The sequence below is a fragment of the Variovorax sp. 278MFTsu5.1 genome, from assembly GCF_048305045.1.
GTDB classification, from domain to species: Bacteria; Pseudomonadota; Gammaproteobacteria; order Burkholderiales; family Burkholderiaceae_C; genus Variovorax; species Variovorax guangxiensis.
Genome location: NZ_CP157622.1, coordinates 4797892 through 4814880, shown reverse-complemented (window position 1 = coordinate 4814880; position 16989 = coordinate 4797892). Strand labels below are relative to the sequence as shown.

Genomic DNA, 16989 nt, shown 5'->3' with positions numbered 1-16989 from the left:
GCAGGGTTGGACGGATTATCGAACGGCGTCTTTGCTTCCAGACTACCGCCATGCCGCTCGCCATCGCGTCCGGCCCTCTGAAAGGAACGCTTCGATGAACACACTCCAGCTCGGTGCCACCGGCCCCAAGGTTTCCGCCATCGGCCTCGGCTGCATGGGCATGTCGGGCATGTACGGCCCCTCCGACCGCGCCGAAAGCATCGCCACCATCCACGCCGCCATGGACGCGGGCATCACGCTGCTCGACACCGGCGACTTCTACGGCAGCGGCCACAACGAGATGCTGATCGGCGAGGCACTGAAGGGCCTGAAGCCCTCGCAGCGCGACGCGGCACTCGTCAGCGTGAAGTTCGGCGCCATGCGCGACCCGGCCGGCGGCTGGGTCGGCTACGACGCGCGGCCGGCGGCGGTGAAGAACTTCGCGACCTACTCCCTGCAGCGCCTGGGCGTGGACCACATCGACATCTACCGCCCCGCGCGGCTCGACCCGAACGTGCCGATCGAGGAGACCATCGGCGCCATCGCCGATCTGGTGAAGGCGGGCTACGTGCGCCACGTCGGCCTGTCGGAAGTGGGCCCGCAGACCATCCGCAAGGCGGCGGCCGTGCACCCGGTCTGCGATCTGCAGATCGAATACTCGCTGATCTCGCGCGGCATCGAGGACGACATCCTCGCCACCTGCCGCGAGCTGGGCATCGGCATCACCGCCTACGGCGTGCTGTCGCGCGGCCTCATCAGCGGGCACTGGACGAAGGACAGCGCGGGCGAAAAGGATTTCCGCGCGCACAGCCCGCGCTTCCAGGGCGAGAACGTCGATCGCAACCTCGCGCTGGTCGAGGCTCTGCGCAAGATCGCCGACGCAAAGGGCGTGAGCGTGGCGCAGATCGCCATCGCGTGGGTGGCGGCGCAGGGCGACGACATCGTTCCGCTGATCGGCGCGCGGCGGCGCACGCGGCTCGATGAGGCACTCGGCGCATTGAGCGTGAAGCTGGGGGGCGACGATTTCGCCGCCATCGAGCGCGCGGTGCCGAAGGGCGCTGCCGCCGGCGACCGCTATGCGGCGGCGCAGATGGCCAGCCTGGACAGCGAGCCCCGGCGCGGCTGATCAGGCCGCGAGGAACTCCTCGATCATCCGCGCGACGATCCGCGGCTGGTCGTGGTGCAGCATGTGCCCCGCGTCTTCGAGCCGCTCGATGCGCACGTTGCCGACCGACTTCAGCCGCTCGTGGAATTCGTCGAGCGTGTAGCGGTTCTTCCACCAGCCGTGCAGGCTGTCGTCGGAGGCTTCCACCATCAGCAGCGGCGCGGTGATGCGCGCATAGAGCGCCAGCGTCTCGTCGACACGGAAGATGTGCGCGTTGACGATCTTGTGCGCCGCCTCGCCGAGGATCTGCCAGCGCTCGCTGCCGTCGGGCTGCGCGTGGTTCACCGACCAGTGGCTGGCGAGCCAGGCGGCCTTGTCGGGCGTGAGGCGCGGGTTGGTCTTCATGAGGCGGCGGGCCACGCCGTCCACGGCCGAGTAGCCGGCCAGCGCCATTTCGCCGCGGTGCAGGCGCTTCAGTTCGTCGATCCACTGGCCGTAGCGCGTGGGCGCTTCGTCGGGCTTGCGCGCGGGCATGCCGAAGCCTTCGAGGTTGACCAGGCGCCGGATGCGCTGCGGCCGCACGCCGGCATAGTGCATGGCGACGTTGCCGCCCATGCTGTGGCCGACGAGGTCGATCTGCCGGGCGCTTTCACCTTCGCCGGCGTAGTGGTCGAGCAGCCATTCGAGATCCGCCAGGTAGTCGGCGAGCCAGTAGTTGTCGACGCCTCCGCCGTCGGTGAGGCCGAAGCCGCGCCAGTCGGGGGCGATGATGAAGCGGTCTTCCTCCATCGCGTCGACCACGAACTGCCACGACGCCGCCACGTCCATCCAGCCATGCACCAGCACCAGCGGCGGACGCGCGTCGGAAGGCTGGCCCCACAGCCGTACGTGGTAGCTGAGGTTGCGCACGGGCACGAATTCGCTGCGGGAGGGGCGGAGGGCTTGGTACATGGGCGTCGATGATAAGGAGGCCTTTGTACTGACGCAGTCCGCCACAGGACAGGCAGCGGCCGGCCGGCAGGCCGCGCGGCGCTCGGGTTTTGGCGCGGCGGCCGGCGGGCCTGAGACCGGGGCGGTAGCATCCCGCGCATGAAAAAGATCCAACTCGGTCAGAGCGACCTGCACGTCACCCCGATCTGCCTCGGCACGATGACCTTCGGCGAACAGGTCGACGAGCCCACCTCCCACGCCATCCTGAGCCGCTCGCTGGAGCGGGGCGTCGACTTCATCGACACCGCCGAGATGTACTCGGTGCCCACGCGCAAGGAAACCTACTCCCTCACCGAGACCATCATCGGCAACTGGTTCGCCGCCAACCCCGGCGCGCGCCAGAAGCTGGTGGTCGCGACCAAGGTGGCCGGCCCCTCGCGCGGCATGCCCTGGGTGCGCGAAGGCAGCGGCATGACTGCGGCCGACATCGAGGCCTCGTGCAACGCCAGCCTGAAGCGGCTGCGCACCGACGTCATCGACCTCTACCAGATCCACTGGCCCGAGCGCCACGTGCCGCTCTTCGGCAACATCTACTACGACCCGGCCAAGGAAACCTCCAAGACCCCGATCCACGAACAGCTCGAAGCGCTGGGCAAGCTGGTGAAGGCGGGCAAGGTGCGCGCCATCGGCCTGTCGAACGAAACGCCGTACGGCGTGCACGAGTTTGTGCGGCTGGCCGAACAGCACGACCTGCCGCGCGTGGCGACGGTGCAGAACGTGTACAGCCTCATCAGCCGCGGCTACGAGAACGGGTTGGACGAAACCATGCACCGGCTGGGCGTGTCGCTGCTGGCGTACTCGCCGCTGGCCTTCGGCCTGTTGACCGGCAAGTACGACCAGAGCGGCATCGAAGGGCCCGATGCGCCCAAGGGCGCGCGCATCTCGAGCTACGAATCGGTGCGCAAGCAGCGCTGGGGCCGCCCCGATTCGCTGCGCGCGGCCAGGCGCTACAACCAGCTCGCCCGCGACAACGGCCTGACGCCGACGCAGCTGGCGCTGGCCTTCTGCTACACCAAGTGGCAGGTGGCGAGCACGATCATCGGCGTGACCTCGCTGGCGCAGCTGGAAGAAGATCTGGACGTGTACGGCACGACGCTGTCGCCGGAGGTGCTGGCCGAGATCGACAAGATCCGCTGGGAAATCCGCGATCCGGCTGCCTGAGTTCCGTTCCCTGATCCGTCAGCGGGCGCATTCGCCGTTCGCGGCAGCCAGCGCGAGCGCGGGCAGGCTCAGCAGGCCCATGCCGCCGCCCTTGAACTCGCCCTTCCTGCAGTCCCCGCGCGCGGCGCCTGCGACGCCCGCGCTGAGGCTGGAGTCGAAGCCCGAGCGCGGGCTGCCGTTGAGATCCTCGGCGGCTCGGTCGGCGAAGGAGCGTTCGCGGGCGATGTCGCGCAGGGCGCGGCGCATGCTTTCCGAGTGGAGGATCGGCGGCGGCGCGGGTGCAACGCTTGCTGCTTGCGATGGGGGCGATGTGTCGGCCGGAGCCTCGGGAGCGGCGTTCGCCTTGGCTCGAACGGATTGCGGCGGCCGCCTGGCGGCCGGGCGCGGCGATGAAGTGGAGGCAGGCGATGCCGCCTTCTTGCGTGGCGCCGGATCCGCTTTCGTCGGAGGCTCAGTGCGCACCATTTCCACGACGATGCGTTTCGCTGCACCGGCAGTGCGCCCATGCGGCTTCGTCGCCATCACAAGCAGCCAGAGCACCGCCGCGTGCATGGCCGCGACCGCCAGCACGAGCGCCGTGAGGGCGGGGCGGCGCAGCGTGGGGAACGGAATCGCGCCCTCCGGGGCTGGCGTATGCTGCATGGCTCGACCGGAATTCGATGTGGTGCGGCAGATTCTTGCTGCGGTACACCGGATTTCCTGAAGTCATCCTGAACCGGAAGTTGCCACCCAGATGGCCAAGAAAAGCGTCCACACCTCCGAGACACCCGCCACGCAACTGCTGCGCGCGCACAAGATCGCCTTCACCGAGCACCCTTACGAATACGTCGAGCACGGCGGCGCGCAGCGCGGCGCCGAGATGCTGGGGCTGGACCCCTTCACCGTCATCAAGACGCTGGTGATGCAGGACCAGGACGCCAGGCCGCTGATCGTGCTGATGCACGGCAACCGCACGGTGTCGACCAAGAATCTGGCGCGTCAGATCGGCGCCAAGTCGGTGGAGCCCTGCAAGCCCGAGGTGGCGCAGCGGCACAGCGGCTACATGGTGGGCGGCACCTCGCCCTTCGGCACGCGGCGCGAGATGCCGGTGTACGTGGAGTCGAGCATCCTGGAGCTGCCGCGGATCGTGCTCAACGGCGGGCGGCGCGGCTACCTGATCGGCATCGACCCGCAGGTGTGCGTGGCGCTGCTGGGCGCGAAGCCCGTGCAATGCGCGCTGGCAGAATAGCCGCCGCCATGGCGACATCACCGTCCTCGTCCTCCCCAGACTTCTTTCCTCCGCTCTGTCCCGCCAACGAAGGCGGCGGGCCGTCGTTCGAAGTCGAGTTCAACGATGGCAAGAAGGACTGGACCGAGGTTTTCGACCTCACCGAACTGCTGCTCGAAACGCTGGAGGCACGTGGCCACGAGCCGGTGCGCGAGCGCGAAGGCTGGCTGCGGCTGCCCGGCAGCGGTCTGTGGCTCTGGCCACAGATCACCAGCTACTGGGCCAACAGCGACGGCAGCGTGCGCACCAGCAGCACCATCGAGGTGGCGCATGCCGAGTTGCTGCCCAAGGGCCTCTTCGAGTTCCAGCATTCGGTGGGCGCCGACATCGCCGCTTCCCTGACCCGGGGCTTCGACCTCTGGGCGCAGGTCGATCTGGTCGTGTTCCTCGATGCGCTGTCCGCCGACACGGCAGGCCTGAGCCACTGCACTTCGATGCAGATGAACTGGGAAGCGAAGGAGGCCGAAGGCCGCCCGGCCCGCGAGCGGCGCGTGCTCTTCGGACCGGTCGCGCACCAACATGCGAAGGAGGCGGCCGAGGAGGAAGAACATCCGTTCTGCCCCTGCTGCCTCTTCACCAACACCTGGGATGCCTTCAAGCCGCAGATCGAGTCGGACGGCCTCTACGGCGTGCGGCTCTATGCCGCGCGAGACGCCGAGGGCGAAGTGCAGGCCGACTGCCGCATCAACGGCGAGGACTGGCCCGCCGGCGCCGATGCGCTGCGCGCCTACGCGGCGCAGTGGCCCGACCGGGGCTTCGAGTTTCGCAAGCAGTACGTCGTGATCCAATCGCCGCCCGAGGCGCCGGTCGCCTGATCCGATACGCCGAACACACAACAACAACCATCATCCCCCGCGGAGTGCCGTCTTGAGCTTCACCTTGCCTTCCATCATTGCCATCGTGGCGTCGTACCTGATCGGCTCGCTTTCGTTCGCGGTCATCGTGAGCAAGGCGCTCGGCATGGCCGACCCGCGCAGCTACGGCAGCAAGAACCCCGGCGCCACCAACGTGCTGCGTTCGGGCAACAAGGGCGCGGCGCTCGCCACGCTGCTGCTGGATGCGCTCAAGGGCTGGGTGCCCGTGTTCCTCATCCACCAGTTCGGCGCGCAGTGGGGGCTGGGAGAGGGCGTTGCAGCCGTGGCCGGCGTGGCCGCGTTCCTCGGGCACCTGTACCCGGTGTTCTTCGGCTTCCAGGGCGGCAAGGGCGTGGCCACGGCCGCCGGCGTGCTGGTGGGCATCGCGCCCTGGCTGGGGCTGGCCACCGGCGCCACCTGGCTGATCATCGCGATCTTCTTCCGCTATTCGTCGCTGTCCTCGCTGGTGGCTGCCTTCTTCGCGCCGGCCTACTACCTGATCGGCGGCGGCATCGCGTGGCCGCTGGACCGCACGGCGCTGGTCGCGATCATCGTCATGAGCCTGCTGCTGATCTGGCGGCACCGCGAGAACATCCGCCGGCTCGCTGCCGGCACGGAGTCGAAGCTCGGCTCCAAGAAGAAACCAACCTGAACCGAAGAAAGAACACGTTCCATGGCTTCCATCACCCGCTACCACGTCGGCCCGCGCCTGTCGGAGACGGCAGTGCACAACGGCACCGTCTACCTCGCAGGCCAGGTGCCCGACGACACCACGCAGGACATCCGCGGCCAGACCACGCAGGTGCTGGGCATGGTCGACCGCCTGCTGGCCGAAGCCGGCAGCGACAAGTCGCGCATTCTCATGACGCAGATCTTCCTGGCCGACATCGACGACATCACCGCCATGAACGAGGTGTGGGACGCCTGGATCCCGGCCGGCAACACGCCGCCGCGCGCCACCGTGCAGGCCAAAATGGCCAACACGGCCTACAAGATCGAGATCGTGGTGACGGCCGCGCAGGCCTGAACAGGCCCTGGCCCTAGCTCAATAGCGTTTTTCGAGGACCATCTGGTCCGCGTCGCGCCGCATCGAGAAGCGGTTGATGAAGCTGTTGCCCAGCAGCACGAAGGGCATGGCCTGCTGCGAGACGATGGCGTCAATGTCGTACACCTCCACGTCGCCCACGCGCACCGACTGCAGGCGCAGCTTGTAGCCGGTAGCCGTGCCGTTGGCGGTGTTCATCAGCACGCGCTGGCCCTTGCTGTAGTCCAGGCCGATGCGCTGGGCGTCGTCGGCCGACAGCGCGATGGCCGTCGCGCCCGTGTCGAGCATGAAGGTGACCGGCCGGCCGTTGATGGCGCCCTGCGTCATGAAGTGCCCGCGGCTGTCGGCCGACAGCACCACGCGGCTTCCGCCCCCGCCCGACCCGCCACCACCGCCGATGCTCACCGGCGTGTCCATGCGCAGGTTGACGCGCTTGCCCTCCATCTCGACCACGGCCTGCTCGGCCTGCAGAGATACCAGCTTCACGCCCTGGTAGCTCTCGCCGACTGCCACCGTCTTGGGCGGATTGCCGTTCACGATCAGGATCGCGCGGCTGCCGATGCTGCCCGTCAGCGTGACCGAGCCGGCCGCATGCGCCACGGCGGCGGCAGCGAACAGCTGCGCTGCGACGAGAAGATGTTTCATACGAGGCTTGCTGCTCCAGCGTCGGTTGTTCGACTTGATAGACCAGGAATACCGCGGAACCGGCTCCGCCGGTCCGCCGGTATTGCCCCCGGCGAGGGGGTTGGCGGCCACACGAAGTGGGCAAGCCTGGGGGAGTACCTAGATCAGTCCCTGAAGTTGTTGAAGGTGAGCGGCATGTCGGGCACGTCCTTCTTGATCAGCGCCATGGCTGCCTGCAGGTCGTCGCGCTTGGCGCCGGTGACGCGCACCGCGTCGCCCTGGATCGCGGCCTGAACCTTGAGCTTGCTGTCCTTGATGACGCGGGTGATCTTCTTGGCCTGCTCGCTCTCGATGCCGTTCTTGATCTTGATGACCTGCTTGACCTTGTCGCCGCCCATCTTCTGGACGTCGCCCTTGTCGAGGAAGCGCACGTCGACGCTGCGCTTGGTGAGCTTGTTGCGAAGGATGTCTTCGACTTGCACGAGCTGGAACTCGGCGTCGCCGATCATGGTGATTTCCTTGTCCTTGAGCTCGACGGCGGCGGCTGTGCCCTTGAAATCGAAACGCGTGGCGATTTCCTTGGCGGTGTTCTCGACTGCGTTCTTCACCTCGGGAAGGTTGGGTTCGCAGACGGTATCGAAGGACGGCATGGACTCTCTCCTGAATTCTTCACGGGTGCAGATGCGACAATTCTCCCATGATCGTGGAGTCCAACGTCCCGCTGCAGCCCTACAACAGCTTCGGCATCGTCGCGCGCGCGCAGCACCTGGCGCGCATTGCCGGCGAGGCCGACCTGGCCGCGCTGCGCGACGATCCGGCATGGCGCGACGCGCCCCGTTTCGTGCTGGGTGGCGGCAGCAATATCGTGCTGACGGGCGACGTGAAATCGCTGGTGCTGAAGGTCGAGATCAAGGGCCTGCGGCTGCTGGAAGAAACCCCGCGCGCCTGGATCGTGGAGGCAGGCGCGGGCGAAACCTGGCACGACGCCGTCGAGTGGATGGTGCGCAACGGCTATCCGGGGCTGGAGAACCTGGCGCTGATTCCCGGCACGGTGGGCGGCTCGCCGGTGCAGAACATCGGCGCCTACGGTGTCGAACTGCAGGACCGCTTCGAGTCGCTCGACGCCTTCGACCTCGAAACCGGCCGCAGCTTCACCCTCGATGCGGCCCAATGCGCCTTCGGCTACCGCGACTCGGTCTTCAAGCATGTGCGCAGCGGTCCGAACGATTTCGGCCTGGCGGGCAGGGCGGTGATCACCCGGGTGCGCTTTCGCCTGCCCAAGCCCTGGAAACCGGTGGTCGGCTACCTCGACCTGGAGCGCAAGATGGAGGAGACGGGCAACTTCACGCCGAGCGCACAGGACATCTTCGACTGGATCTGCGCCATCCGTCGCGCCAAGCTGCCCGACTGGCGCGTGCTGGGCAACGCCGGCAGCTTCTTCAAGAACCCGACGGTCACGCCCGAGCAGTGTGCGGACATCATCGCGCGCGACCCGAAGATCGTTCACTACCCGATGGACGACGGCAGCATCAAGCTGGCGGCCGGCTGGCTCATCGATGCCTGCGGCTGGAAGGGCAAGTCGGTGGGCAATGCCGGCGTGTACGAGCGGCAGGCGCTGGTGCTGGTCAACCGCGGCGGCCGCGAGAACCCGGTGACGGGAGGCGAGGTGATGACGCTCGCCAAGGCGATCCAGACCAGCGTGTACGAGCGTTTCGGCATCCGGCTGGAGCCGGAGCCGGTCGTCGTCTGAGCTGACGCCACGCCAGCATGGACCTCGACTTCCTGCACCTGAATTTCCGCCGCCGCATCGGTGCCCTCGTCTGGGCCCGCCGGGCGGTGCCCGTGGTCGCGCTGCTGGCGCTCTTCCTCGGAACGCGGCGCTGGGGCTCGATGGTGGCGGTGATCGTGTTCGCGCTGCTGTTCGCGGCGGTGCTCAAGTTCCTCGAGACCAGCCTGCGGCGCCAGTTCATCCGCGAGGCGCGGCTGCCGCCCTTCCTGGTCGGCAAGCTGTGCCAGGCGCATCCGCAGCTCAGCCGGCGCGACGCCGAACTGGTGCTGCGCGGCCTGCGCCAGTTCTTCATGGCGCACCTGCGCAGCGATCGAAAGTTCGTGGCCATGCCCTCGAAGGTGGTCGACACGGCCTGGCACGAGTTCATCCTGCACACGCAGGGCTACCAGAACTGGTGCAAGGCGGCCTTCGGGGGCATGCTGCACCACAGCCCTGCCGAAGTGCTTGGCCGGGACCCCAAGCGCAACGACGGCCTGCGCCGCACCTGGTACTGGGCCTGCAAGGAAGAGAGCATCGATCCGCGCAAGCCCGCGCGGCTGCCGCTGCTGTTCGCGCTGGACATCAAGTTCGCCATCGAAGGCGGCTTTCACTACATACCCGACTGCCGGGCGGTCGAGCGGCACATCGGCTCGGATGCCCATTGCGGCACCAGCTTCGGCGATTCGTCGTCGGACAGCGGCAGCTCGGGCGATGCAGGCGGCTTCGGCGGGAGCGAGTCGTCGAGCAGCAGCGGTGATGGCGGCTCCGGCGACGGAGGCTCGTCCGATGGCGGTGGCGGGTGTGGAGGCGGCTGCGGTGGAGGCGGCGGGGACTGAACCTTGCACATCACCCATGAAAAACGGGCCCCGAGGGGCCCGTTGTCATTGGAGGCTTTGATCGCCGTCGATCAGCTCGCGTCGCCGTCGTTCGCCAGCTTCGGCAGCGCGGCGCCTTCGGTCGACGACAGCAGGCCGGTCTGGGTGTAGATGCCCAGCTTCTCGCGCGTGTCGGCGATGTCGAGGTTGCGCATCGTCAGCTGGCCGATGCGGTCCAGCGGCGTGAACGCGCCTTCGACCTTCTCCATGCTCAGGCGCTCGGGCTTGTACGTGAGGTTGGCCGACTCGGTGTTCATGATCGAGTAGTCGTTGCCGCGGCGCAGCTCGACCGTCACTTCGCCGGTGATGGCGCGCGCCACCCAGCGCTGGGCCGTCTCGCGCAGCATGATGGCCTGCGGGTCGAACCAGCGGCCCTGGTAGAGCAGGCGGCCGAGCTTGCGGCCGTTCTCGCGGTACTGCTCGATGGTGTCTTCGTTGTGGATGCCGGTGACCAGGCGCTCGTAGGCGATGAACAGCAGCGCCAGGCCGGGAGCCTCGTAGATGCCGCGACTCTTGGCCTCGATGATGCGGTTCTCGATCTGGTCGCTCATGCCCAGGCCGTGGCGGCCGCCGATGCGGTTGGCTTCCAGGATCAGCTCGACCAGGTTCGAGTAGCGCACGCCGTTCAGCGCGACCGGCACGCCTTCCTCGAAGCGCACAGACACGGTCTCGCGCTTGACCTCGACCTCGTCCTTCCAGAAGGCGACGCCCATGATGGGCTGCACGATGGTGATGCCGCTGTTCAGGTGCTCCAGGTCCTTGGCTTCGTGCGTGGCGCCGAGCATGTTGGAGTCGGTGGAGTACGCCTTCTCGGCCGACATCTTGTAGGCGAAGCCGGCCTTCTGCATGAACGCCGACATCTCGGCGCGGCCGCCCAGCTCGTCGATGAAGACCTGGTCGAGCCAGGGCTTGTAGATCTTGAGGGCGGGGTTGGTCAGCAGGCCGTAGCGGTAGAAGCGCTCGATGTCGTTGCCCTTGTAGGTGCTGCCGTCGCCCCAGATGTGGACGTCGTCTTCCTTCATGGCCGACACGAGCATGGTGCCGGTGACGGCGCGGCCCAGCGGCGTGGTGTTGAAGTAGGTGACGCCGGCGGTGGTGACGTGGAATGCGCCGGCCTGCAGGGCGGCGATGCCTTCGTTGGCCAGTTGCGCGCGGCAGTCGATCAGGCGGGCGTTCTCGGCGCCGTAGAGCATCGCCTTGCGGGGGATCTCGTCGTAGTCGGGCTCGTCGGGCTGGCCGAGGTTGGCGGTGTAGGCGTAGGGGATCGCGCCCTTGTTGCGCATCCAGTGGAGCGCCGCGCTGGTGTCCAGGCCGCCGGAGAAGGCGATGCCGACCTTCTGGCCGGCGGGAACGTTTTGGAGGATGGTCGACATGTTGGGAGTTCCGTTGGTGGTGGCGCGGTTCAATGGCTCATGGCTTTCGTGGCGCGGCTCTTTGTCCGGGATACCGTGGAATCGGCTTTGCCGGGCCATCGGTATCGCCCCCTGCAAGGGGGTGGGAGAAGCGACACGAAGTGCGCGAAGCCTGGGGGTTTACCCAAAATGACAGATGTAGCTGTAGGGCTCGCCCGTCACGCGGATCTTGAAGCTCGAGTTGCCGGGCACGTTGAACTTCTGGCCGGGGCCCGAGGCGATCCATTCGTCGGTGCCCGCGAGCTGGTATTCGCAGCTGCCGGCGGTGCCTTCCATGATCTCGGGAGCGCCGGTGTTGAAGGTGAGGGTGGACGGCAGGATCACGCCGACCGATTTCTTGGTGCCGTCCGCCAGCGTGAGGCTGTGGCTCACGCACTTGCCGTCGAAATACACATTGGCCTTGGTGGCCACTGCGGCGCTGTTCAGAGTGTCGGTAGTCGTCGTCATTGGGTGGCGCCGGCGCTTTGGCGGCCGGCGAATCGAGGACGCACCGCACCTGCGGCGCACCCGTCAAGGGTTGGAAAAGTCCTCGATTTTAGGGGCTCGGGGGCGGCGGCCCGCCAGCCCTCGCCTCAACGGTGCCAGCCGCCGCGATAGCCACCCCAGCCGCGATAGCCGTAGCCGCGGTAGTAGCCGCCGCCCCAGCCTCGCGAATAGCCGAGGTTCAGCGAGATGCCGACCGGCGGGTAGACGTAGGGATAGGCATAGGGGTACGTATAGGCCGGCTCCACGTAGACGGGGGCGGGAGCGGTGTACACGGGCGCCGGCTGGTAGACCGGCGCGGGGGCGCTGGAGACGACGACGCCGGGCTCGGGAACCACGCTGTCCCATGGCGAGCCACCTGACTGCGGGGCGTAGCCGCCGCCGCTGTTGGCCTCGACCGGGTAGGCCTGCAGCTGCGGCTGCGGTGTCACCGGGGAGGTCGTCACGCCGGTCACGCCATACGCGCCGGCCTGGATCGGAATGGTCGCTCCGGGCCGGGTGTTCATGCGGGTGGTGTACTGCCGGCCGTTGTATTCGTACGTGACGTTGTAGTTCACGTCGCTGCCGGTCGTTTCGCGGATCGGGGTGGCGGAGATCACCCGGGCCTGGACCACCTGGTTCTGCTGCGCATGAACGAGGCCGGTGCCGGCGGCCAGCATGCCGGCGACTGAAATGCCTGCGAGAGTGCGAAAAGTGCGATTGTTCATGGTGTGTCTCTCCTGCGGATCGAGGTTCGACGCCGGGCGGCAGGCCGGGTTCCGGGGTTTACACGGCGTTGACAGCCCAGGCGTCGGCGTCGAATCCCGCCGTAACGGGCTTTTCGGGCCCCCAGTTGACCACCGGCCGCTTGATCAGGCTGGGATTGGCCAGCAGCACGGCGCGGGCGGAAACGGCGTCGACCACGCCCTCGCGGGTGGCGTCGTCCAGTTTGCGCCAGGTGGTGCCCTTGCGGTTGACCAGGGCTTCCCAGCCGGGCTTCTTCAGCCACTGGTCGAGCTCTGCCTCGGGAACGCCCTGTTTCTTGAAGTCGTGGAAGGTGTATTCAATGCCGTGTTCGTCGAGCCAGGCGCGGGCGCGCTTGACGGTGTCGCAATTCGGAATGCCGTAGAGGGTTGTCATGGCCGCGATGATGCCCCGGCCGACGGGTCGGCGACAATGCCCGCCTCCATGGAAACCCTGAACGACTGGCTCGAGCGCGCCGAGCGGCTCCATCCCAAGAACATCGAGCTCGGACTCGAACGCGCCAAAGAGATGGCGCAGCGCCTCGGTCTGCGCTTCGCCTGCCCCGTGATCACGGTGGCGGGCACCAACGGCAAGGGCTCGACCTGCGCCATGCTCGAATCGATCCTGACGCACGCGGGCTACCGCACGGCGGTGTTCACCTCGCCGCACCTGGTGCGCTTCGAGGAGCGCCTGCGGCTGCAGGGCGAGGCTGTCGATGCTTCGAAACTGATAGCAAGCTTCGAGGTGGTGGAAAAGGCGCGCGGCGAGATGCCGCTGACCTACTTCGAATTCACCACGCTCGGCATCCTGCACTGCATGACCGTGGAAAAGCCCGACGTGGCGATCCTCGAGGTGGGCCTGGGCGGCCGGCTCGACGCGGTCAACATCATCGACACCGACTGCGCGGTGATCACCAGCATCGACCTCGACCACATGGAATACCTCGGGCCCGACCGCGAGAGCATCGGCTTCGAGAAGGCCGGCATCATGCGCCCGGGCAAGCCCGCCATCGTGAGCGACCCGGTGCCGCCGCAGAGCGTGATCGACCATGCCGACTCGATCGGCGCCGACCTCTGGCGCTTCGGAACCGACTTCAACGTCGCGGGCGACAAGCAGCAGTGGGGCTGGTCGGGCCGCGGGCGGCGCTACAGCGGGCTGGCCTATCCGGCCCTGCGCGGCGCCAACCAGCTCATCAATGCGGCCGGCGTGCTGGCGGCGCTCGAGGCGCTGCGGCCACAACTGCCGATCACGGCGCAGGCGGTGCGCAACGGGCTCGCGATGGTCGAACTGCCGGGCCGCTTCCAGATCGTGCCGGGCGAGCCCGCGCTGGTGCTCGATGTGGCGCACAACGCGCACGCCGTGGCCGCGCTGGCCGAGAACCTCGACGCGATGGGTTTCTACCCCACCACGCACGGCGTTTTCGGCGTGATGGCGGACAAGGACCTGGCCCCGATCCTCGCGCGCATCGGGCCGCTGATCGACCGCTGGTACTTCACCGACCTGCCTACGCCGCGCGCCGCCAAGGCGGCCGACCTGCTGGCCACCTGGCAGGCGCAGAACACGCGCACCGACGCCTCCGGCAGCGTGCATGCAGGGCCGATGGAGGCGCTGCGCGCGGCCATCGGGCAGGCAGGGCCCGCTGATAGAATCGTGGTCTTCGGATCGTTCTTCACCGTGGGTGGCGTCCTCGAAAACGGCACTCCCCGGCTGCAAGCCAAACACCTGTCGCCGGGCGGCTGATCGTCGGGTTGTACGCACCTTCTGGCACCACCTCGCTGCACTCCTCCAGGGATCGAACTTCATGGCGTTTTTCAAGTTCCGCACGCGCGGCCCGCAAGGCAACGAAGGACGAGGCGCCCCAGCCGCAGTCCCAGCGGAAAGTGTCGAAACCATGCGTCGGCGTGCGCGCCACCGGCTGCTCGGCGCGGCGGTGCTGGTGCTGCTCGGCGTGATCGGCTTCCCGCTGCTGTTCGATACCCAGCCGCGGCCGGTGTCGGTCGACATCCCCATCGAGATTCCGGACCGCAACAAGGTCAAGCCGCTGCCCGTGCCGGCAACGCCGGCGCCCGCCACCAGCAGCAACACGACGCCTGCCGCCCCCGACAACGGCAGCTCGCGCGTGGCATCCGCCTCGTCATCGAGCGGCATGATCACCGAAGCCGCGGACGGCACCGAGATCGACCCCGGCAAGCCGGTCGCCAGCTCCACGCAGGCCCCGGCGCCCGAGCGCAAGCCGGACCCCAAGCCAGAACCCAAACCTGAGCCGAAGCCCGAACCCAAGCCCGAGCACAAGCCGGAACCGAAACCGGAGCCCAAGCCGAAGCCGGAACCCAAGCCCGAAGCCAAGCCGAAACCCGCCGCCGTGGACGACGGCGCCCGCGCCCGCGCGCTGCTCGAGGGCAAGCCCGTCACCGCGGCCGCCGCCAAGCCCGCCGCTGCCGACGAGGGCGGCCGCTTCGTGGTGCAGGTCGGCGCCTTCGCCGACGCCGACAAGGCGCGCGAAGTGCGCCAGAAGCTCGAGAGGGCCGGTCTCAAGACCTATGTGCACGTGGCGAAGACTGCCGACGGCGAACGCACGCGTGTGCGTGTCGGCCCCTTCAGCTCGCGTGCCGAGGCCGACCGCGCGGCCGATAAGGTCAAGGGCTTGTCTTTGTCGGCAGCGATCCTCACGTTGTAAGAGTCGTCGCCAGCCGTTGCCGTGGCCTTGCTCGACTGGATCGCCGTCGCGCTCATCGGGGTGTCGATGCTTTTCGGCCTGGTGCGCGGGCTGGTGTTCGAGGTGATTTCGCTGATCGGATGGGTGGCCGCCTTCATTGCAGCCCAGTGGCTGGCGTCGGACGTGGCGGCATGGCTGCCGTTCGGTGACCCGCAGGGAGCGTGGCGCTACCCGCTGGCCTTCGTGCTGGTGTTCGTGGCGGTGGTGTTCGGCGTGGGGCTGGTGGCAGCGCTCACGCGCAAGTTGATCACGGTCGTGGGTCTGCGGCCGGTGGACCGGATTCTGGGCGCGGCGTTCGGCGCGGCGCGGGGCGTGGTGGCCCTGCTCGTGTTCGCCGTCGTTGTCCATTTGCTGGTGTTGAGCGACAGTGCCTGGTGGCACGAATCGCGCAGCGCCATTGTTCTCGATGCGGCATTGCAGGGCCTCAAGCCCTCCCTGCCTGAAAAGTTGGCCAGCTACCTGCCCTAAGGGGAATCGTTCATGTGTGGAATCGTCGGCGTTGTCAGCAACGCACCCGTCAATCAGCTGCTCTATGACGCGCTGCTGCTCCTGCAGCACCGCGGCCAGGATGCCGCAGGCATCGTCACGCTGCAGGAACGCAAGTTCTTCATGCACAAGGCCAAGGGCATGGTCCGCGACGTGTTCCGCACGCGCAACATGCGCGCGCTGCCGGGCAGCGTGGGCCTGGGCCAGGTTCGCTACCCCACCGCCGGCAACGCCTACAGCGAGGAAGAGGCCCAGCCCTTCTACGTGAACGCGCCCTTCGGCATCGTGCTGGTGCACAACGGCAACCTGACCAACGCCCACGCGCTGCGCGCGGAGCTGTTCTCCACCGACCACCGCCACACCAACACCGAGAGCGACTCCGAAGTGCTGCTCAACGTGCTGGCCCATGAACTCGAGCGTGCCTCGCGCGGCGTGCCGCTGCATCCGGCCGAGGTGTTCGCCGCCGTGAAGAGCATGCACAAGCGCCTGCGCGGCTCGTATGCCGTGGTGTCGCTCATCGCCGGCCACGGCCTGCTGGCTTTCCGCGACCCGTACGGCATCCGCCCGCTGTGCATGGGCCGCAGCGCCGACGGCACCGTGATGGTGGCGAGCGAATCGGTCGCGCTGGAGGGCTCGGGCCATACCTTCGAGCGCAACATCAACCCTGGTGAGGCGGTGTTCATCGACCTCGAGGGCAAGGTGCATTCGATGCAGTGCGCCGAGGCGCCGACGCTCAACCCCTGCATCTTCGAATTCGTCTACCTGGCCCGTCCGGACTCCGTGCTCGACGGCATCTCGGTCTACCAGGCGCGCCTGAACCTGGGCGAGACGCTGGCCAAGCGCGTCGTGTCGACCGTGCCGCCGAACCAGATCGACGTGATCATCCCGATCCCCGAGTCGAGCCGTCCGAGCGCCACGCAGCTCGCGCACCTGCTGGGCGTGCCGTACCGCGAAGGCTTCGTGAAGAACCGCTACGTCGGCCGCACCTTCATCATGCCGGGGCAGGGCGTGCGCAAGAAGTCGGTGCGCCAGAAGCTCAACGTGATCGGCAGCGAATTCAAGGGCCGCAACGTGCTGCTGGTCGACGACTCCATCGTGCGCGGCACCACCAGCCGCGAAATCGTGCAGATGGCGCGCGACGCCGGCGCCCGCAAGGTCTACCTGGCCAGCGCCGCGCCGCCGGTGCGCTATCCCAACGTCTACGGCATCGACATGCCGACCAAGGACGAGCTGGTGGCGCACGACCGCACCGTCGAGGAAATCCGCGAGCTGATCGGTTGCGACGCGCTGATCTACCAGGATGTCGATGCAATGAAGCGCGCCATCGGTTCACTGAACGGCAAGCTCGATGGTTTCGACGCCTCCTGCTTCGACGGCGTGTACGTGACTGGCGACATCGATACCGACGCCATCACCCGCATGAACGGCAACCGTCCACGCATCGAGGAGACCGAAGAGGATTCCTCGCGCCTCGCGCTTCCCAATCACAGCGAGTGAGAGA

General features: G+C 67.7%; 20 protein-coding genes. 12 read left to right on the top strand and 8 right to left on the bottom strand.

Going from position 1 to position 16989, the window contains the following annotated elements; genetic code table 11:
* The first annotated feature begins 94 nt into the window (after positions 1-94).
* Positions 95-1105 carry an aldo/keto reductase gene (locus tag ABL844_RS22365; RefSeq protein WP_418128958.1) on the top strand — a complete coding sequence of 337 codons (1011 nt, stop codon included), beginning with the start codon at positions 95-97 and terminating at the stop codon, positions 1103-1105.
* Here ABL844_RS22365 and ABL844_RS22360 read toward each other — a convergent pair whose 3' ends face one another.
* Positions 1106-2035, bottom strand: coding sequence for an alpha/beta fold hydrolase (locus ABL844_RS22360; protein ID WP_418128957.1), 930 nt, complete (start codon positions 2033-2035; stop codon positions 1106-1108).
* A gap of 138 nt (positions 2036-2173) precedes the next feature.
* Here ABL844_RS22360 and ABL844_RS22355 point away from each other — a divergent pair, with 138 nt between their 5' ends.
* Positions 2174-3235, top strand: coding sequence for an aldo/keto reductase (locus tag ABL844_RS22355; protein ID WP_418128956.1), 1062 nt, complete (start codon positions 2174-2176; stop codon positions 3233-3235).
* 18 nt (positions 3236-3253) lie between these two features.
* On the opposite strand, the gene ABL844_RS22350 is transcribed toward ABL844_RS22355, so the two are convergent.
* Positions 3254-3877, bottom strand: coding sequence for a hypothetical protein (locus ABL844_RS22350; protein WP_418117229.1), 624 nt, complete (start codon positions 3875-3877; stop codon positions 3254-3256).
* Positions 3878-3968: 91 nt separating this feature from the next.
* On the opposite strand from ABL844_RS22350, the gene ABL844_RS22345 reads away from it, so the two are divergent.
* The 4 genes from ABL844_RS22345 to ABL844_RS22330 are packed head-to-tail and all read left to right on the top strand — an operon-like array spanning position 3969 to position 6383.
* Positions 3969-4463, top strand: a complete 495-nt coding sequence (locus ABL844_RS22345) for an aminoacyl-tRNA deacylase (RefSeq protein WP_126025265.1) — start codon at positions 3969-3971, stop codon at positions 4461-4463.
* 8 nt (positions 4464-4471) lie between these two features.
* Positions 4472-5317, top strand: a complete 846-nt coding sequence (locus ABL844_RS22340) for a DUF6348 family protein (protein ID WP_418128955.1) — start codon at positions 4472-4474, stop codon at positions 5315-5317.
* Between the two features lie 52 nt (positions 5318-5369).
* On the top strand, positions 5370-6008 hold the full coding sequence (gene plsY, locus ABL844_RS22335; protein WP_126025266.1) for a glycerol-3-phosphate 1-O-acyltransferase PlsY: 639 nt from the start codon (positions 5370-5372) through the stop codon (positions 6006-6008).
* 21 nt (positions 6009-6029) lie between these two features.
* Positions 6030-6383: a RidA family protein gene (locus ABL844_RS22330; protein ID WP_126025267.1), complete on the top strand. Its 354-nt coding sequence runs from the start codon at positions 6030-6032 to the stop codon at positions 6381-6383.
* An 18-nt stretch (positions 6384-6401) separates the two neighbouring features.
* On the opposite strand, the gene ABL844_RS22325 is transcribed toward ABL844_RS22330, so the two are convergent.
* The gene (locus ABL844_RS22325; RefSeq protein WP_418128954.1) at positions 6402-7046 is read right to left on the bottom strand and encodes a retropepsin-like aspartic protease family protein; all 645 of its coding nucleotides are present in this window, start codon (positions 7044-7046) and stop codon (positions 6402-6404) included.
* 143 nt (positions 7047-7189) lie between these two features.
* Complete coding sequence (locus ABL844_RS22320; RefSeq protein WP_418128953.1) at positions 7190-7675, bottom strand: YajQ family cyclic di-GMP-binding protein; 486 nt, start codon at positions 7673-7675, stop codon at positions 7190-7192.
* A 47-nt stretch (positions 7676-7722) separates the two neighbouring features.
* Here ABL844_RS22320 and murB point away from each other — a divergent pair, with 47 nt between their 5' ends.
* On the top strand, positions 7723-8775 hold the full coding sequence (murB, locus tag ABL844_RS22315; protein ID WP_369661462.1) for a UDP-N-acetylmuramate dehydrogenase: 1053 nt from the start codon (positions 7723-7725) through the stop codon (positions 8773-8775).
* A 17-nt stretch (positions 8776-8792) separates the two neighbouring features.
* Positions 8793-9629, top strand: a complete 837-nt coding sequence (locus ABL844_RS22310) for a glycine-rich domain-containing protein (protein ID WP_418128952.1) — start codon at positions 8793-8795, stop codon at positions 9627-9629.
* A gap of 71 nt (positions 9630-9700) precedes the next feature.
* On the opposite strand, the gene argG is transcribed toward ABL844_RS22310, so the two are convergent.
* From argG to ABL844_RS22290, 4 genes are all read right to left on the bottom strand, one after another.
* Positions 9701-11041: an argininosuccinate synthase gene (argG, locus tag ABL844_RS22305; RefSeq protein ID WP_126025272.1), complete on the bottom strand. Its 1341-nt coding sequence runs from the start codon at positions 11039-11041 to the stop codon at positions 9701-9703.
* Between the two features lie 159 nt (positions 11042-11200).
* Positions 11201-11527, bottom strand: coding sequence for a pyrimidine/purine nucleoside phosphorylase (locus ABL844_RS22300; RefSeq protein WP_126025273.1), 327 nt, complete (start codon positions 11525-11527; stop codon positions 11201-11203).
* Positions 11528-11652: 125 nt separating this feature from the next.
* Positions 11653-12270: a hypothetical protein gene (locus ABL844_RS22295; protein WP_418128951.1), complete on the bottom strand. Its 618-nt coding sequence runs from the start codon at positions 12268-12270 to the stop codon at positions 11653-11655.
* Positions 12271-12328: 58 nt separating this feature from the next.
* Entirely contained in the window at positions 12329-12682 is a 354-nt protein-coding gene (locus ABL844_RS22290; RefSeq protein WP_418128950.1) for an ArsC family reductase, read from the bottom strand.
* A 36-nt stretch (positions 12683-12718) separates the two neighbouring features.
* Between ABL844_RS22290 and folC the strand changes: the two genes are divergently transcribed.
* The 4 genes from folC (at position 12719) to purF (ending at position 16985) form a co-directional block, all read left to right on the top strand.
* Positions 12719-14026, top strand: a complete 1308-nt coding sequence (gene folC / locus ABL844_RS22285) for a bifunctional tetrahydrofolate synthase/dihydrofolate synthase (RefSeq protein WP_418128949.1) — start codon at positions 12719-12721, stop codon at positions 14024-14026.
* A gap of 61 nt (positions 14027-14087) precedes the next feature.
* Positions 14088-14963, top strand: a complete 876-nt coding sequence (locus ABL844_RS22280; RefSeq protein WP_418128948.1) for an SPOR domain-containing protein — start codon at positions 14088-14090, stop codon at positions 14961-14963.
* A gap of 21 nt (positions 14964-14984) precedes the next feature.
* Complete coding sequence (locus ABL844_RS22275; protein WP_418117218.1) at positions 14985-15470, top strand: CvpA family protein; 486 nt, start codon at positions 14985-14987, stop codon at positions 15468-15470.
* Between the two features lie 12 nt (positions 15471-15482).
* A complete protein-coding gene (gene purF / locus ABL844_RS22270) occupies positions 15483-16985 on the top strand; it encodes an amidophosphoribosyltransferase (RefSeq protein ID WP_418128947.1) in 1503 nt (500 codons plus the stop codon).
* Positions 16986-16989: the final 4 nt, after the last annotated feature.

Coding starts and splice junctions, on each gene's coding strand:
- ABL844_RS22365 (WP_418128958.1), top strand. CDS start 95: ATGAACACACTCCAGCTCGGTGCCACCGGCCCCAAGGTTTCCGCCATC.
- ABL844_RS22360 (WP_418128957.1), bottom strand. CDS start 2,035: ATGTACCAAGCCCTCCGCCCCTCCCGCAGCGAATTCGTGCCCGTGCGC.
- ABL844_RS22355 (WP_418128956.1), top strand. CDS start 2,174: ATGAAAAAGATCCAACTCGGTCAGAGCGACCTGCACGTCACCCCGATC.
- ABL844_RS22350 (WP_418117229.1), bottom strand. CDS start 3,877: ATGCAGCATACGCCAGCCCCGGAGGGCGCGATTCCGTTCCCCACGCTG.
- ABL844_RS22345 (WP_126025265.1), top strand. CDS start 3,969: ATGGCCAAGAAAAGCGTCCACACCTCCGAGACACCCGCCACGCAACTG.
- ABL844_RS22340 (WP_418128955.1), top strand. CDS start 4,472: ATGGCGACATCACCGTCCTCGTCCTCCCCAGACTTCTTTCCTCCGCTC.
- ABL844_RS22330 (WP_126025267.1), top strand. CDS start 6,030: ATGGCTTCCATCACCCGCTACCACGTCGGCCCGCGCCTGTCGGAGACG.
- ABL844_RS22325 (WP_418128954.1), bottom strand. CDS start 7,046: ATGAAACATCTTCTCGTCGCAGCGCAGCTGTTCGCTGCCGCCGCCGTG.
- ABL844_RS22320 (WP_418128953.1), bottom strand. CDS start 7,675: ATGCCGTCCTTCGATACCGTCTGCGAACCCAACCTTCCCGAGGTGAAG.
- murB (WP_369661462.1), top strand. CDS start 7,723: ATGATCGTGGAGTCCAACGTCCCGCTGCAGCCCTACAACAGCTTCGGC.
- ABL844_RS22310 (WP_418128952.1), top strand. CDS start 8,793: ATGGACCTCGACTTCCTGCACCTGAATTTCCGCCGCCGCATCGGTGCC.
- argG (WP_126025272.1), bottom strand. CDS start 11,041: ATGTCGACCATCCTCCAAAACGTTCCCGCCGGCCAGAAGGTCGGCATC.
- ABL844_RS22300 (WP_126025273.1), bottom strand. CDS start 11,527: ATGACGACGACTACCGACACTCTGAACAGCGCCGCAGTGGCCACCAAG.
- ABL844_RS22295 (WP_418128951.1), bottom strand. CDS start 12,270: ATGAACAATCGCACTTTTCGCACTCTCGCAGGCATTTCAGTCGCCGGC.
- ABL844_RS22290 (WP_418128950.1), bottom strand. CDS start 12,682: ATGACAACCCTCTACGGCATTCCGAATTGCGACACCGTCAAGCGCGCC.
- folC (WP_418128949.1), top strand. CDS start 12,719: ATGCCCGCCTCCATGGAAACCCTGAACGACTGGCTCGAGCGCGCCGAG.
- ABL844_RS22280 (WP_418128948.1), top strand. CDS start 14,088: ATGGCGTTTTTCAAGTTCCGCACGCGCGGCCCGCAAGGCAACGAAGGA.
- purF (WP_418128947.1), top strand. CDS start 15,483: ATGTGTGGAATCGTCGGCGTTGTCAGCAACGCACCCGTCAATCAGCTG.